This is a genomic window from Streptomyces sp. NPDC021019 (genome assembly GCF_044333295.1).
GTDB lineage: Bacteria > Actinomycetota > Actinomycetes > Streptomycetales > Streptomycetaceae > Streptomyces.
Genome location: NZ_JBIRQR010000001.1, coordinates 2,234,860 through 2,248,588 on the forward strand (window position 1 = coordinate 2,234,860; position 13,729 = coordinate 2,248,588).

Annotated in this window: 13 protein-coding genes; 11 read left to right on the plus strand and 2 right to left on the minus strand. The window is 71.8% G+C overall.

Features of this window, described 5'->3' with window-relative positions; genetic code table 11:
* Nucleotides 1-45: 45 nt before the first annotated feature.
* Nucleotides 46-693, minus strand: coding sequence for a bifunctional DNA primase/polymerase (locus tag ACH4RG_RS10315; protein ID WP_397923977.1), 648 nt, complete (start codon nucleotides 691-693; stop codon nucleotides 46-48).
* Nucleotides 694-1,140: 447 nt separating this feature from the next.
* On the opposite strand from ACH4RG_RS10315, the gene ACH4RG_RS10320 reads away from it, so the two are divergent.
* The 5 genes from ACH4RG_RS10320 to ffh all read left to right on the plus strand — a co-directional run bounded on the left by ACH4RG_RS10320 (nucleotide 1,141) and on the right by ffh (nucleotide 8,849).
* Nucleotides 1,141-2,616, plus strand: coding sequence for a hypothetical protein (locus ACH4RG_RS10320; RefSeq protein ID WP_397923975.1), 1,476 nt, complete (start codon nucleotides 1,141-1,143; stop codon nucleotides 2,614-2,616).
* Between the two features lie 378 nt (nucleotides 2,617-2,994).
* Complete coding sequence (locus ACH4RG_RS10325; protein ID WP_397923974.1) at nucleotides 2,995-4,347, plus strand: ammonium transporter; 1,353 nt, start codon at nucleotides 2,995-2,997, stop codon at nucleotides 4,345-4,347.
* Nucleotides 4,344-4,682 carry a P-II family nitrogen regulator gene (locus ACH4RG_RS10330; RefSeq protein WP_397923972.1) on the plus strand — a complete coding sequence of 113 codons (339 nt, stop codon included), beginning with the start codon at nucleotides 4,344-4,346 and terminating at the stop codon, nucleotides 4,680-4,682. The genes ACH4RG_RS10325 and ACH4RG_RS10330 overlap by 4 nt, the downstream gene beginning before the upstream one ends.
* Nucleotides 4,683-4,710: 28 nt before the next feature.
* Complete coding sequence (locus ACH4RG_RS10335; protein ID WP_398539351.1) at nucleotides 4,711-7,185, plus strand: [protein-PII] uridylyltransferase; 2,475 nt, start codon at nucleotides 4,711-4,713, stop codon at nucleotides 7,183-7,185.
* Nucleotides 7,186-7,301: 116 nt separating this feature from the next.
* Complete coding sequence (ffh, locus tag ACH4RG_RS10340; RefSeq protein WP_397923968.1) at nucleotides 7,302-8,849, plus strand: signal recognition particle protein; 1,548 nt, start codon at nucleotides 7,302-7,304, stop codon at nucleotides 8,847-8,849.
* Between the two features lie 74 nt (nucleotides 8,850-8,923).
* Here ffh and ACH4RG_RS10345 read toward each other — a convergent pair whose 3' ends face one another.
* Nucleotides 8,924-9,808, minus strand: a complete 885-nt coding sequence (locus ACH4RG_RS10345; protein WP_397923966.1) for a methyltransferase domain-containing protein — start codon at nucleotides 9,806-9,808, stop codon at nucleotides 8,924-8,926.
* 449 nt (nucleotides 9,809-10,257) lie between these two features.
* On the opposite strand from ACH4RG_RS10345, the gene ACH4RG_RS10350 reads away from it, so the two are divergent.
* The 6 genes from ACH4RG_RS10350 (at nucleotide 10,258) to rplS (ending at nucleotide 13,709) form a co-directional block, all read left to right on the plus strand.
* On the plus strand, nucleotides 10,258-10,851 hold the full coding sequence (locus tag ACH4RG_RS10350) for a hypothetical protein (RefSeq protein ID WP_397923964.1): 594 nt from the start codon (nucleotides 10,258-10,260) through the stop codon (nucleotides 10,849-10,851).
* 157 nt (nucleotides 10,852-11,008) lie between these two features.
* The gene (gene rpsP / locus ACH4RG_RS10355) at nucleotides 11,009-11,449 is read left to right on the plus strand and encodes a 30S ribosomal protein S16 (protein WP_018960735.1); all 441 of its coding nucleotides are present in this window, start codon (nucleotides 11,009-11,011) and stop codon (nucleotides 11,447-11,449) included.
* Nucleotides 11,450-11,451: 2 nt separating this feature from the next.
* Complete coding sequence (locus tag ACH4RG_RS10360) at nucleotides 11,452-11,691, plus strand: RNA-binding protein (protein WP_003965959.1); 240 nt, start codon at nucleotides 11,452-11,454, stop codon at nucleotides 11,689-11,691.
* A gap of 124 nt (nucleotides 11,692-11,815) precedes the next feature.
* Complete coding sequence (gene rimM, locus ACH4RG_RS10365) at nucleotides 11,816-12,406, plus strand: ribosome maturation factor RimM (RefSeq protein ID WP_397923962.1); 591 nt, start codon at nucleotides 11,816-11,818, stop codon at nucleotides 12,404-12,406.
* The gene (trmD, locus tag ACH4RG_RS10370) at nucleotides 12,406-13,227 is read left to right on the plus strand and encodes a tRNA (guanosine(37)-N1)-methyltransferase TrmD (RefSeq protein ID WP_397923960.1); all 822 of its coding nucleotides are present in this window, start codon (nucleotides 12,406-12,408) and stop codon (nucleotides 13,225-13,227) included. Before rimM ends, trmD begins: the two co-directional genes overlap by 1 nt.
* 131 nt (nucleotides 13,228-13,358) lie before the next feature.
* On the plus strand, nucleotides 13,359-13,709 hold the full coding sequence (gene rplS, locus ACH4RG_RS10375) for a 50S ribosomal protein L19 (RefSeq protein WP_018960732.1): 351 nt from the start codon (nucleotides 13,359-13,361) through the stop codon (nucleotides 13,707-13,709).
* Nucleotides 13,710-13,729: the final 20 nt, after the last annotated feature.

Genomic DNA, 13,729 nt, shown 5'->3' on the forward strand with positions numbered 1-13,729 from the left:
AGGAGCCTGCCGCCCGTCCGCCGCTCGTAGTGCCCGCCGAGAGCGCTACGAGCGGTGACAGACGTACGCCAGTGTCCCCAGCAGCAGCCGCGCCTGCGGGGGAGCGGCCGCCGTGTCCAGCAGCGGGGGTCGCAGCCAGCGGACCGGGCCGAGGCCGCCGAGGTCGGAGGGCGGGGCGGTGATGTGGGCCCCGGGGCCGAGGGCGCGCAGATCGAGGCCGGCGTCGTCCCAGCCCATCCGGTAGAGCAGCTCGGGCAGCTCGGCGGCGGCTCCGGGGGCGACGAGGAACTGCGCCCGCCCGGTCGGCGTCACCGTGACCGGTCCCGACGGCAGCCCCATCCGCTCCATCCGCACCAGGGCGCGCCGCCCGGCCCCCTCCGCGACCTCCAGGACGTCGAAGGCGCGGCCCACCGGGAGCAGCATCGCCGCTCCCGGCGTCTCGGCCCAGGCGTCCGACGCGCGGTCCAGGCCCGTGCCCGCGGGGACCTCCCGGGCGAAGCCCAGCGGGTGGGCTCCGGGGGCCGGGCAGGCCGGCTCGCCGCATGAGCAGGCGCCGGCCTCGGCCCGTGCTCCGGGCGTCACCGCCCAGCCCCAGAGCCCCGTGTACTCGGCCACCGCCGTGCCCGCGGCGCCGCGGTGGCGTCGCCGCGCACCGGAACGCATCTCCCGGATGCCGCCGATCGTGAAGCCCATGCCCCCTCCAACGGGTCCGGCTCGCCGGTGGTTACGACCCGCGTTGCCCGGGTAACCCTCCGTCGCTGAAACTCGATCGAGTGGCGTGCGCGGTAGTGCGCAAGGGAGTGCGTCACGGAGTGCGCGCCCCCGAGTGTGTCCGTCCGTCCGCCCTCGGTCCTGGTTGCTCAAGTCAAGCGCGCCCAGCGGCAGTCGGGTTCATTCGAAGGGGTGGCGAATGGTGGCGTTTCCTCAATCCCCCTCGCGGGAGGGGTGATCGTAGGATTACCGTCGGTACGCGAACCCTGGGAGTATGTGCGCTCACGGGTATGCCGCGGGCAACCCGATTTCCTGTTCGATGACGTCGGTGATATCGATGGGGCTGCAACTCCCGTACGGACAGCGCCGATGCACGGCATTCTGATAATGGTTCGCGCGATGAGGTTTCGGCGGGATGGGGGCGTTCCAGTGAGTGGCAGCGGCGCAGGCGACACGGATACCGGGAAGCGCCCCAACGGGCAGTTGGGGTCGTGGTTCGTGCGCAGTGGCTGGTCCAAGGGCGAGCTGGCACGCCAGGTGAACCGGCGGGCGCGGCAGATGGGCGCTCTCCACATCAGCACCGACACCTCGCGCGTGCGGCGCTGGCTCGACGGGGAACAGCCGCGCGAGCCGATCCCGCGCATCCTCTCCGAGCTGTTCTCGGAGCGTTTCGGCACCGTGGTCGCCATCGAACAGCTCGGGCTGCGCACCGCCCACCAGTCACCCTCGGTGGCCGGAGTCGACCTGCCCTGGGCCGGCCCCCAGACCGTCGCCCTGCTCAGCGAGTTCTCCCGCAGCGACCTGATGCTGGCCCGGCGCGGCTTCCTCGGCAGCTCGCTGGCGCTGGCCGCGGGGCCCGCCCTCATCGAGCCGATGCAGCGCTGGCTGGTGCCCGTCCCCGCCCGGAGCCCCGGCGAACCGGAGACCCCCGCCGCCGCCCACCGCCCCTCCCGGCTCTCCCGGCCCGAGCTGGACCTGCTGGAGTCGACCACCGCGATGTTCCGGCAGTGGGACGCCCAGTGCGGCGGCGGACTGCGCCGCAAGGCCGTCGTCGGACAGCTGCACGAGGTCACCGACCTGCTCCAGGAGCCCCAGCCGGGCCCCACCGCCCAGCGCCTCTTCCGCTGCGCCGCCGAACTGGCCGAGCTGGCGGGCTGGATGAGCTACGACGTCGGCCTCCAGCCCACCGCCCAGAAGTACTTCGTGCTCGCCCTGCACGCCGCCAAGGAAGCCGGGGACAAGCCGCTCGGCAGCTACATCCTGTCCAGCATGAGCCGCCAGATGATCCACCTGGGCCGCCCCGACGACGCCCTGGAACTGATCCACCTCGCGCAGTACGGCAGCCGCGACTGCGCCACCTCCCGCACGCAGGCGATGCTGTACGCGATGGAGGCCCGCGCCTACGCCAACATGGGCCAGCCCAGCAAGTGCAAGCGCGCCGTCCGGATGGCCGAGGACACCTTCCTGGACGCGGGTCTCGACGGCGAGCCGGAGCCCGACTGGATCCGCTTCTTCTCCGAGGCGGAGCTGAACGGGGAGAACGCCCACTCCTACCGGGACCTGGCCTACGTCGCCGGCCGCAGCCCCACGTACGCCTCGCTCGCCCAGCCCGTCATGGACAAGGCCGTCGAGCTGTTCGGCGAGGACGACGAGCACCAGCGCTCCTACGCGCTCAACCTCATCGGCATGGCCACCGTCCATCTCCTCCAGCGGGAGCCCGAGCAGTCCACCGTGCTCGCCGCCCGAGCCCTGAAGATCGCCAAGAAGGTCCGCTCCGAGCGGGTGAACACCCGCCTGCGCAAGACCGTCGACACCGCTGCCAGGGACTTCGGCGACGTCGCCGAAGTCGCCCGGCTCACCGAGCTGCTCCACGAACAGCTGCCGGAGACCGTCGAAGCGGTCTGACCGGCGCTCCTCGGCCCCGGCCGCGGCGCCCCTTCCGTACAGCCCGACCCGGCTCCCCCGCTGCCTGGTCACCCGGAGGGCCGCCGTGGCCGGTTTCGTGTTTTCCACCCCTTGGGCGTTTCAACCGCTCCGTATGCGGCGTGCGCGGCAGGGTAGGCAGCGCACCGGACGCGCCACCCCGGATTCATGGGGCCGTAACACGCGATCCCTCTTCGTCACGCTCGCGAAACATCGTGCGGCATCCCCGGAAACGGCCCTCCGTCAACCTCGTGGCTCATAACCGGCCCGCACCCGACCCATCAGCCGGCCCGCACCTTCCCAGTGGTCCCGCAGCATTCCCCCGCACGCCGCGGCCGCACCGACGACGAGGAGACGCCGATGCCCCCAGGCATCACGACGCTTGCCGCAGACGCCCCCGAGCTGTCTGCCGCCAACACCGGGTTCATGCTCATCTGCTCGGCCCTGGTGATGCTCATGACCCCCGGCCTCGCCTTCTTCTACGGAGGCATGGTCCGCGTCAAGAGCACCCTCAACATGCTGATGATGAGCTTCATCAGCCTCGGGATCGTCACGATCCTGTGGGTGCTCTACGGATTCAGCCTCGCCTTCGGCACCGACGTCGGCTCGGTCATCGGCTGGAGCTCCGACTACGTCGGCCTCAGCGACATCGGCGTCACCGAACTCTGGGACGGCTACACCATCCCGGTCTACGTCTTCGCCGTCTTCCAGCTGATGTTCGCCGTCCTCACCCCCGCCCTGATCAGCGGCGCCCTCGCCGACCGGGTGAAGTTCACGGCCTGGGCGGTGTTCATCGTCCTGTGGGTCACCGTCGTCTACTTCCCCGTCGCCCACTGGGTCTGGGGCGCCGGCGGCTGGCTCTTCGAGATGGGCGTCATCGACTTCGCCGGCGGGACGGCCGTCCACATCAACGCCGGCGCCGCCGCCCTCGGCGTCATCCTCGTCATCGGCAAGCGCGTCGGCTTCAAGAAGGACCCGATGCGGCCGCACAGCCTGCCGCTCGTCATGCTCGGCGCGGCTCTCCTGTGGTTCGGCTGGTTCGGCTTCAACGCCGGATCCTGGCTCGGCAACGACGACGGCGTCGGCGCGGTCATGTTCCTGAACACCCAGGTCGCCACCGCCGCGGCCGTCCTCGGCTGGCTCGTCTACGAGAAACTGCGCCACGGTTCCTTCACCACCCTGGGCGCCGCCTCCGGCGCGGTCGCCGGACTGGTCGCCATCACCCCGGCGGGCGGCTCCGTCAGCCCGCTCGGCGCCATCGCCATCGGCGTCATCGCCGGTGTCCTGTGCGCCATGGCGGTCGGCCTGAAGTACCGGTTCGGCTACGACGACTCCCTCGACGTCATCGGTGTCCACCTCGTCGGCGGCATCATCGGCTCCCTCCTGGTCGGCTTCTTCGCCACCGGCGGCGTCCAGTCCGACGCCAAGGGCCTCTTCTACGGCGGCGGCCTCGAACAGCTCGGCAAGCAGGCCATCGGCGTCGTCGCCGTCCTCGCGTACTCTCTGGTCGTCTCCGCCCTCATCGCCCTCCTGCTCGACAGGACGATCGGGATGCGGATCTCCGAGGACGACGAGATCTCCGGCATCGACCAGGTCGAGCACGCCGAGACGGCGTACGACTTCAGCGGCGCCGGCGGCGGCACAATCTCCCGCACCACCGCCCCCGCGACCGACCCGACGGCAGCACCGAAGGCACAGAAGGTGGACGTATGAAGCTCATCACCGCGGTCGTGAAGCCCCACCGGCTGGACGAGATCAAGGAGGCCCTCCAGGCCTTCGGCGTCCACGGGCTCACCGTCACCGAAGCGAGCGGCTACGGGCGGCAGCGCGGCCACACCGAGGTCTACCGGGGCGCCGAGTACACCGTCGACCTGGTCCCCAAGGTCCGCATCGAGGTCCTCGTCGAGGACGAGGACTCCGAACAGCTCATCGAGGTCGTCGTCAAGGCCGCCCGTACCGGCAAGATCGGTGACGGGAAGGTCTGGAGCGTCCCGGTCGAGACCGCCGTCCGCGTACGGACCGGCGAGCGCGGCCCGGACGCCCTCTGACCACGGCCCGCACACGAAAGGCAGCTGGGTGACGCGCACCGAAGTGACCACCGCGACCGAAGGCCCGGGACCCAGCGGCTACGCGGCGGCCCGGCTGCGCCTCCTCCAGCAGGAGGCGCGGTCCGGGCCGCCGCGCCGTGCGGCCCTCGCCCGCCTCACCGACGACTGGCTCACCGCCCTCTTCACCACCGCCGCTCCACGCGCCGGGGTACGGGGCGTCGCCCTCGTCGCCGTCGGCGGCTACGGCCGCGGCGAGCTCTCCCCGCGCAGCGACCTCGACCTGCTCCTCCTGCACGACGGCAGCGCCGACGCGGCGGCCCTCGCCGCCCTCGCCGACTCCGTCTGGTACCCGGTCTGGGACCTGGGCCTGGCCCTCGACCACTCCGTACGCACCCCCGGCGAGGCCAGGAGGACCGCGGGCGAGGACCTCAAGGTCCAGCTCGGCCTGCTGGACGCCCGCCCCGTCGCCGGCGACCTCGGCCTCGTCGCCTCCCTGCGCACCGCGATCCTCGCCGACTGGCGCAACCAGGCCCCCAAGCGCCTCCCCGCCCTCCACGAGCTCTGCCAGGAGCGCGCCGAGCGGATGGGCGAGCTCCAGTTCCTCCTGGAACCCGACCTCAAGGAGGCCCGCGGCGGCCTCCGCGACGCCACCGCCCTGCGCGCCGTGGCCGCCTCCTGGGTCGCCGACGCCCCCCGCGAAGGCCTCACCGAGGCCCGCCGCACCCTTCTGGACGCCCGCGACGCCCTCCACCTCACCACCGGGCGCGCCACCGACCGCCTCGCCCTCCAGGAACAGGACCAGGTCGCCCAGGCACTCGGCCTCCTCGACGCCGACGCCCTGCTCCGCAAGGTCTACGAGGCCGCCCGCACCGTCTCGTACGCCACCGACGTCACCTGGCGCGAGGTCAACCGGGTCCTGCGCGCCCGCTCCGCCCGCCCGAGGCTCCGCGCCCTCCTCAGCGGCGGGCTCGGCTCCAAGGCCGCCCCCGAGCGCACCCCGCTCGCCGACGGCGTGGTGGACGCGGACGGCGAAGTGGTCCTCGCCCGCGCCGCCCGCCCCGAACGCGACCCGGTCCTGACCCTGCGCGCCGCCGCGGCCGCCGCCGAGGCCGGGCTCCCGCTCTCCCGGCACCTCGTACGCCACCTGGCGGCCACCGCCCAGCCGCTGCCGGTCCCCTGGCCCTCCGAGGCCCGCGAGGAACTCGTCACCCTGCTCGGCGCGGGGGAGGCCACCGTCGGCGTCTGGGAGGCGCTCGAAGCGGAAGGGATCATCACCCGGCTGCTGCCCGACTGGGAACGCGTCCACTGCCGCCCCCAGCGCAACGCCGTCCACACCTGGACCGTCGACCGGCACCTCGTGGAGACCGCCGTCCGCGCCTCCTTCCTCACCCGCCGCGTCCACCGCCCCGACCTCCTCCTGGTCGCGGCCCTCCTGCACGACATCGGCAAGGGCCGGCCCGGCGACCACTCCGTGGCCGGCGAGGTCATCGCCCGGGACATGGCCACCCGCGTCGGCTTCGACCCCCACGACGTGGGCGTCATCGCCACCCTCGTACGCCACCATCTGCTGCTCGTCGAGACCGCCACCCGGCGCGACCTCGACGACCCCGCCACCGTGCGGTCGGTCGCCGAAGCCGTCTCCAGCGCCTCCACGCTGGAACTGCTGCACGCCCTCACCGAGGCCGACGCGCTCGCCACCGGGCCCGCCGCCTGGAGCTCCTGGCGCGCCTCCCTCGTCACCGACCTCGTCACACGCGTCGCCGCCGTCCTCGCCGGGGAGTCCCCCGACGAGTCGCCGGAGGCCGCGCCCGGCGCCGAGCACGAACGCCTCGCCATCGAGGCCCTGCGCACCGGCGAACCCGTCCTCACCCTGCACACCCGGCCCGAGGAGCCGGCCGGGGACGGCGAAGTGGAACCCGTCGGCGTCGAGCTCCTCATCGCCCTGCCCGACCGCCCCGGCGTGCTGCCCGCCGCCGCCGGAGTCCTCGCCCTGAACCGCCTCACCGTGCGCGCCGCCGACCTGCGTGCGGTGGAGCTCCCCGACGAGCTGGGGAAACGGGCGGACCTGCTCCTGCTCAGCTGGCGGGTCGCCGCCGAGTACGGGGCCCTCCCGCAGGCCGCCCGCCTCCGCGCCGACCTCGTACGCGCCCTCGACGGCTCCCTGGACATCCGCGCCCGCCTCGCCGAGCGCGAGGCCGCCTACCCGCGCCGGCGCGGCGTGAAGGCCCCGCCGCCCCGGGTGACCGTGGCCGCCGCAGGCTCCCGGCGCGCCACCGTCATCGAGGTCCGCGCCCAGGACGCCCCGGGTCTGCTCCACCGGATCGGCACCGCCCTGGAAGGCAGCGCGGTACGCGTGCGCAGCGCCCATGTCTCCACCCTCGGCGCCAACGCCGTGGACGCCTTCTACGTCACCGGGACCGACGACGAACCCCTGCCCCCGGCCCGGGCCGCCGAGGTCGCCAGGGAGGTCGAGAAGGCCCTCGGCCGACCGGCGCGACCCTGACATCGAACCCTCGCCGGGCCTCCGATCCGGCCGAGGGCTTGGCGTTCCCCGGGGGACGGATACCCTGGAGGGCGACTGACCTGCCCCGCCCCCGACCCTGAGGACCGACGAGCGCCGTGTTCGATACTCTCTCCGACCGCCTTAGCGCGACTTTCAAGAACCTCAGGGGCAAGGGCCGCTTGTCCGAGGCGGACATCGACGCCACGGCACGCGAGATCCGTATCGCCCTGCTGGAAGCCGACGTCGCCCTGCCCGTGGTCCGGGCCTTCATCGCCAACGTGAAGGAGCGGGCGCGCGGCGTCGAGGTCTCCCAGGCGCTGAACCCCGCCCAGCAGGTCGTCAAGATCGTCAACGAGGAGCTCGTCTCCATCCTCGGCGGCGAGACCCGGCGGCTGCGGTTCGCCAAGACCGCGCCCACCGTGATCATGCTCGCCGGTCTCCAGGGCGCCGGTAAGACGACGCTGGCCGGAAAGCTCGGCCTCTGGCTCAAGGGCCAGGGCCACTCCCCGCTGCTCGTCGCCTGCGACCTCCAGCGCCCCAACGCCGTCAACCAGCTGAGCGTCGTCGCCGAGCGCGCCGGCGTCGCGGTGTACGCCCCCGAGCCGGGCAACGGCGTCGGCGACCCGGTCCAGGTCGCCAAGGACTCCATCGAGTTCGCCAAGGCCAAGGTCCACGACATCGTCATCGTCGACACCGCCGGCCGCCTCGGCATCGACCAGGAGCTGATGCGGCAGGCCGCGGACATCCGCGACGCCGTCAGCCCCGACGAGATCCTCTTCGTCGTCGACGCGATGATCGGTCAGGACGCGGTCAACACCGCCGAGGCCTTCCGCGACGGCGTCGGCTTCGACGGCGTGGTGCTCTCCAAGCTCGACGGCGACGCCCGCGGTGGCGCGGCCCTGTCGATCGCCCACGTCACGGGCAAGCAGGTCATGTTCGCGTCGAACGGCGAGAAGCTGGAGGACTTCGACGCGTTCCACCCGGACCGGATGGCCTCCCGCATCCTCGACATGGGCGACCTGCTCACCCTGATCGAGCAGGCGGAGAAGACGTTCAGCCAGGAAGAGGCCGCCAAAATGGCCTCGAAGCTCCAGTCGAGCAAGGGTGGCAAGGACTTCACCCTCGACGACTTCCTGGCCCAGATGGAGCAGGTCCGCAAGATGGGCTCCATCTCCAAGCTGCTCGGGATGCTGCCCGGCATGGGGCAGATCAAGGACCAGATCAACAACATCGACGAGCGCGACATCGACCGCACCGCCGCGATCATCAAGTCGATGACCCCGAAGGAGCGCGCCGAGCCGACGCTCATCAACGGTTCGCGCCGTGCCCGTATCGCCAAGGGTTCGGGCGTCGAGGTCTCCGCGGTCAAGAGCCTGGTGGAGCGCTTCTTCGAGGCCCGCAAGATGATGTCGAAGATGGCCCAGGGCGGCGGCATGCCCGGGATGCCGGGCATGCCCGGCATGGGCGGCGGCCCCGGCCGTCAGAAGAAGCAGGTCAAGCAGGCCAAGGGCAAGCGCAAGAGCGGCAACCCCATGAAGCGCAAGGCCGAGGAGGCCGCCGCCGCCGAGCGCCGCGAGCAGGCGGCCCAGGGCGGCGCGTTCGGTCTGCCCGCCCAGGAGGACAAGAACTTCGAGCTGCCGGACGAGTTCAAGAAGTTCATGTAACGCGAACAGAGCACCACGCGTAAGGGGCGCCCTTTCTCAAGGGCGCCCCTTACGCGTGTCGTGCTCCCGTTGGCTCAGGTCGCGCAGACCAGATAGCGGAAGACGTTCGGCATCCACACCGTGCCGTCCTGCCGCCGGTGCGGATGGAGGGCCTCCGCGACCTCCTTCTCCACCTGGGAGCGGTCCGTGGCCCGTACGGCGGCGTCGAAGAGCCCGGTGGACAGCAGCCCGCGCACCGCGCTGTTCACGTCCGCGTAGCCGAACGGGCAGGACACCCGCCCCGAACCGTCCGGCTTCAGCCCGGCCCGCGCCGCCACGTCCTCCAGATCGTCCCGGAGTGTGGGCCGCCACCTGCCGGGGTCGGTACGCGGCGTACGCGCGGACTCCGCCAGCCGTGCGGCCACCCGCAGCACCGCGGCCGTCGCGCAGCGCTCCGGCGGCCCCCACCCGGTCAGCACCACCGAGGCGCCCCGGACCGCCAGCGGCACGGCCGACCGCAGCGCCGGCACCAGCCCCTCGGAGTCCCCGGCCGCACAGCCGATCGGCTCGAAGACCGTGATCAGGTTGTACGGAGCGCCGTCCGCGCCGACGGGCGCGGGCTGCCCGTCCTCCAGCAGCCGGGCCCGACGGCGGGCCGGATGCGGGGAGTGCGCGGGCGCGGCGTCCCAGTCGGCGTCGGGCAGCAGCCTGGCCCGGGCCAGCGCCAGGCGCTCCCGGTCGGAGTCCACACCCGTGACGTGCGCCCCCCGGGTCGCCGCGACGAGCATCGCCAGGCCCGAGCCGCAGCCGAGAGACAGCATCCGGGTGGCGGCCCCGACCTCCATCCGGTCGTACACCGCCTCGTACAGCGGCGCGAGCATGCGTTCCTGGATCTCGGCCCAGTCGCGTGCGCGGGTACCGGCGTCCGCCGGCGCGGAGGCGTCCGCGGCCGGCTGGTTCCGGACGAGCGTTGGTGTCATGGAAAGTGCCCCAATCCGCCAAGAGGTCGGTCGTGCCCGAGTGGACGTCCCCCGTGTGCGTGTGTTCCGCACCCCGTAGCCAGAGAACTGCGCATCCGCCGTTCCGTCCAGGGGTGTGGAGCAGTGCTTGCGTGCCCCGTTCGTGCGCCCCGTGCCACGTCTGCTCTCCGACCAGTCTGACCCGACACCCCGCGCCGGGCACGTCGAGCGCGGCGACGGGTAGGCTCTCGGGCGGATTCGTCAGGAGCGCGGGCGGCCCACGCTCCTCACCTCCGGGGCCCGGGCGTACCGCGCGCTGTGCACCACCTTGGTGTGAGCTGTGCGTCTTCTCCGCAGTTCTGCGCACCCGCCCTCGTCCGGACGCATCAAGGGCAACTGACTGGTACGTGCAAATTATTTGGGATGCCCCGGAATAGGAACACCGGGGCCCTCGGGCTCGTTGTCACGACGTGAGCACGACACCACCTGTACTTGCCGCAGAGCTGGCACAGGCGTGGGCCGACATTCAGCGGTACCACCCCGAGCTGCCCGATCTTGCCGCGCCCGAGTCCCTGATCGGAGAGTCCTCGTCCGCCTGTGGCGCCGAGCTCTCCTTCGAGCGACTGCTCCATGAGGCAGTCCACGGCATCGCCGCCTCGAGAGGAGTCCGAGACACCTCCCGCGCCGGCCGCTACCACAACCGACGTTTCCTCGCGATCGCCGAGGAGCTGGGCCTCGATCATGCCGAGGAACCCCACCCCAGCAGCGGATTCTCGCTGGTCACGCTGAATCCGGAAGCCAAGCGCCGGTACCGCCCGACCACCGAACGGCTGCAGCGCGCCCTCAAGGCGCACACCGTCGCCACCGCCGCCGACACCAAGCGCTCCTTCCGCGGACCTGCCGCCCGGCACGGTTCCTCCGGGGGCGGTGTGCGGGTCAAGGCCGTCTGCGACTGCGGACGCAACGTCCGCGTCGTCCCGTCGGTCCTGGCGCAGGCGCCGATCGTCTGCGGCGGCTGCGGCAAGCCGTTCCGGATCCCGGAAGCGGCGGTCGCGGTGGGGTGAGCCGATGTGGTGTGGCACAATGGCTAGCTGTACTCGACAGTCGCACAGGACCCCTCTCTCCTCCGGCTGACGCGTCCATCGGGCACTCCGAGTACCGCAACCCCACGTGGCATCTAGTTGTGCCCAACCACGTCATAGACCAGGAGACACCACTTCCGTGGCAGTCAAGATCAAGCTGAAGCGTCTGGGCAAGATCCGTTCGCCTCACTACCGCATCGTCGTCGCCGACTCCCGTACCCGCCGTGACGGCCGGGCCATCGAGGAGATCGGCCTGTACCACCCGGTGCAGAACCCCTCGCGCATCGAGGTCAACGCAGAGCGCGCGCAGTACTGGCTGTCCGTCGGCGCCCAGCCGACCGAGCCGGTCCTCGCGATCCTGAAGCTCACCGGTGACTGGCAGGCCCACAAGGGCCTCCCGGCCCCCGCGCCGCTGCTGCAGCCGGAGCCCAAGGCTGACAAGCGCGCGCTGTTCGAGGCGCTGACCTCGGACGGCGACGAGGCCAAGGGTGAGGCCATCACCCCCAAGGCCAAGAAGTCCGACAAGAAGGCGGACGAGGCGGCTGAGGCCCCCGCGTCCACCGAGTCGACCGAGGCCTGAGCATGCTCGAGGAGGCTCTCGAGCACCTCGTGAAGGGCATCGTCGACAACCCCGACGACGTACAGGTTGCCGAGCGCACCCTGCGTCGCGGGCGCGTGCTGGAGGTCCGGGTCCACCCCGACGACCTCGGCAAGGTGATCGGCCGTAATGGCCGCACCGCTCGCGCCCTGCGCACGGTCGTGGGTGCCATCGGCGGCCGTGGGATCCGCGTCGACCTCGTCGATGTGGACCAGGTTCGCTGATAAGCGAGTTGAACACCGGCCAGGGCCGGGGAGGGCCTTCGGGCCGTCCCCGGCCTTTGTCGTCGGCCACCCGGACGTTTCCGACAGGTCGTCGACGTCCCCACCCCACCAATCGGAGAACAGCGTGCAGTTGGTAGTCGCGCGGATCGGCCGCGCCCACGGCATCAAGGGCGAGGTCACCGTCGAGGTACGAACGGACGAGCCGGAGCTGCGGCTCGGACCCGGCGCCGTCCTGGCCACCGAACCGGCGGCGACCGGTCCGCTGACCATCGAGACGGGTCGGGTCCACAGTGGCAGGCTCCTGCTGCGCTTCGAAGGCGTGCGCGACCGCACCGGCGCCGAGGCGCTGCGCAACACCCTGTTGATCGCCGAGGTGGACCCGGAGGAGCTCCCCGAGGACGAGGACGAGTTCTACGACCACCAGCTGATCGACCTCGACGTGGTGCTCGCCGACGGCACCGGGATCGGCCGGATCACCGAGATCTCCCACCTGCCCTCGCAGGATCTGTTCATCGTGGAGCGCCCCGACGGCAGCGAGGTGATGATTCCCTTCGTGGAGGAGATCGTCTCCGAGATCGACCTGGAGGAGCAGCGCGCGGTGATCACCCCGCCGCCCGGCCTGATCGACGAGAGCGAGGCCGTGGTCGCCTCCTCGCGCGAAGAAGAGGAAGAGGCCGCCGGGGACGCGGACGAGGCGCCGAAGGGCGACGCCTGATGCGGCTCGACGTCGTCACGATCTTCCCGGAGTACCTGGAACCGCTGAACGTCTCCCTCGTCGGCAAGGCCCGCGCCCGCGGCGTGCTGGACGTCCACGTCCACGACCTGCGGGAGTGGACGTACGACCGGCACAACACGGTCGACGACACCCCCTACGGCGGCGGCCCCGGCATGGTCATGAAGACCGAGCCCTGGGGCGAGGCGCTCGACGAGGCCCTGGCCGACGGCTACGAGGCCGGGGCACACTCCCCGGTGCTCGTCGTGCCCACGCCCAGCGGCCGGCCCTTCACCCAGGAACTGGCCGTCGAACTCTCCGCCGAGCCCTGGCTCGTCTTCACTCCGGCCCGGTACGAGGGCATCGACCGCCGGGTGATCGACGAGTACGCCACCCGGCTGCGCGTCGTCGAGGTCTCCATCGGGGACTATGTCCTGGCCGGCGGGGAAGCGGCCGTCCTGGTGATCACGGAGGCCGTGGCCCGACTGCTGCCGGGCGTCCTCGGCAACGCCGAGTCCCACCGGGACGACTCCTTCGCCCCGGGCGCGATGGCCAACCTCCTGGAGGGACCGGTCTTCACCAAGCCGCCCGAGTGGCGCGGCCGCTCCATCCCGGACGTCCTGCTCAGCGGCCACCACGGCAAGATCGCCCGCTGGCGGCGGGACCAGGCCTTCGCCCGCACGGCACTCAACCGGCCCGACCTGATCGAGCGGTGCGAGGCAAGCGCCTTCGACAAGAAGGACCGCGAGATCCTCTCCATCCTCGGCTTCGCACCGGAGCCCGGCGGCCGATTTTGGCGCAGGCCCACCGCCGTGGAAGAATAGGCCGCTGCTGTACGTCCGGTGTGCGCCCCTGCCACAGGGGGAAAGACGCCCGCCCGACGCGATCAGCACTCCGAACTCCTCAACGACATTCCGTCGATGACCTGTGGCATCGGCGAAGAAAGCAGCAACCAATGACTTCCCTGCTCGATGGCGTCAACGCCGCCACCCTCCGTTCGGACCTCCCGGCGTTCCGCCCCGGCGACACCGTCAACGTCCACGTGCGCGTGATCGAGGGCAACCGCTCCCGTATCCAGCAGTTCAAGGGCATCGTCATCCGCCGCCAGGGCTCGGGCGTCAGCGAGACCTTCACGGTCCGCAAGGTCTCCTTCAGCGTCGGCGTCGAGCGCACCTTCCCGGTGCACAGCCCGATCTTCGAGAAGATCGAGCTCGTCACCCGCGGTGACGTCCGCCGTGCCAAGCTGTACTTCCTCCGTGAGCTGCGCGGCAAGGCCGCGAAGATCAAGGAGAAGCGCGACCGCTGAGCCGCCGGGTCATCCCCCTG

Excerpts from the sequence above, each read along its gene's own strand:
- trmD (WP_397923960.1), top strand. The coding sequence starts at position 12,406 with ATGCGGCTCGACGTCGTCACGATCTTCCCGGAGTACCTGGAACCGCTG.
- rplS (WP_018960732.1), top strand. The coding sequence starts at position 13,359 with ATGACTTCCCTGCTCGATGGCGTCAACGCCGCCACCCTCCGTTCGGAC.
- ACH4RG_RS10360 (WP_003965959.1), top strand. The coding sequence starts at position 11,452 with ATGCTCGAGGAGGCTCTCGAGCACCTCGTGAAGGGCATCGTCGACAAC.
- ACH4RG_RS10315 (WP_397923977.1), bottom strand. The coding sequence starts at position 693 with ATGGGCTTCACGATCGGCGGCATCCGGGAGATGCGTTCCGGTGCGCGG.
- ACH4RG_RS10325 (WP_397923974.1), top strand. The coding sequence starts at position 2,995 with ATGCCCCCAGGCATCACGACGCTTGCCGCAGACGCCCCCGAGCTGTCT.
- ACH4RG_RS10330 (WP_397923972.1), top strand. The coding sequence starts at position 4,344 with ATGAAGCTCATCACCGCGGTCGTGAAGCCCCACCGGCTGGACGAGATC.
- ACH4RG_RS10345 (WP_397923966.1), bottom strand. The coding sequence starts at position 9,808 with ATGACACCAACGCTCGTCCGGAACCAGCCGGCCGCGGACGCCTCCGCG.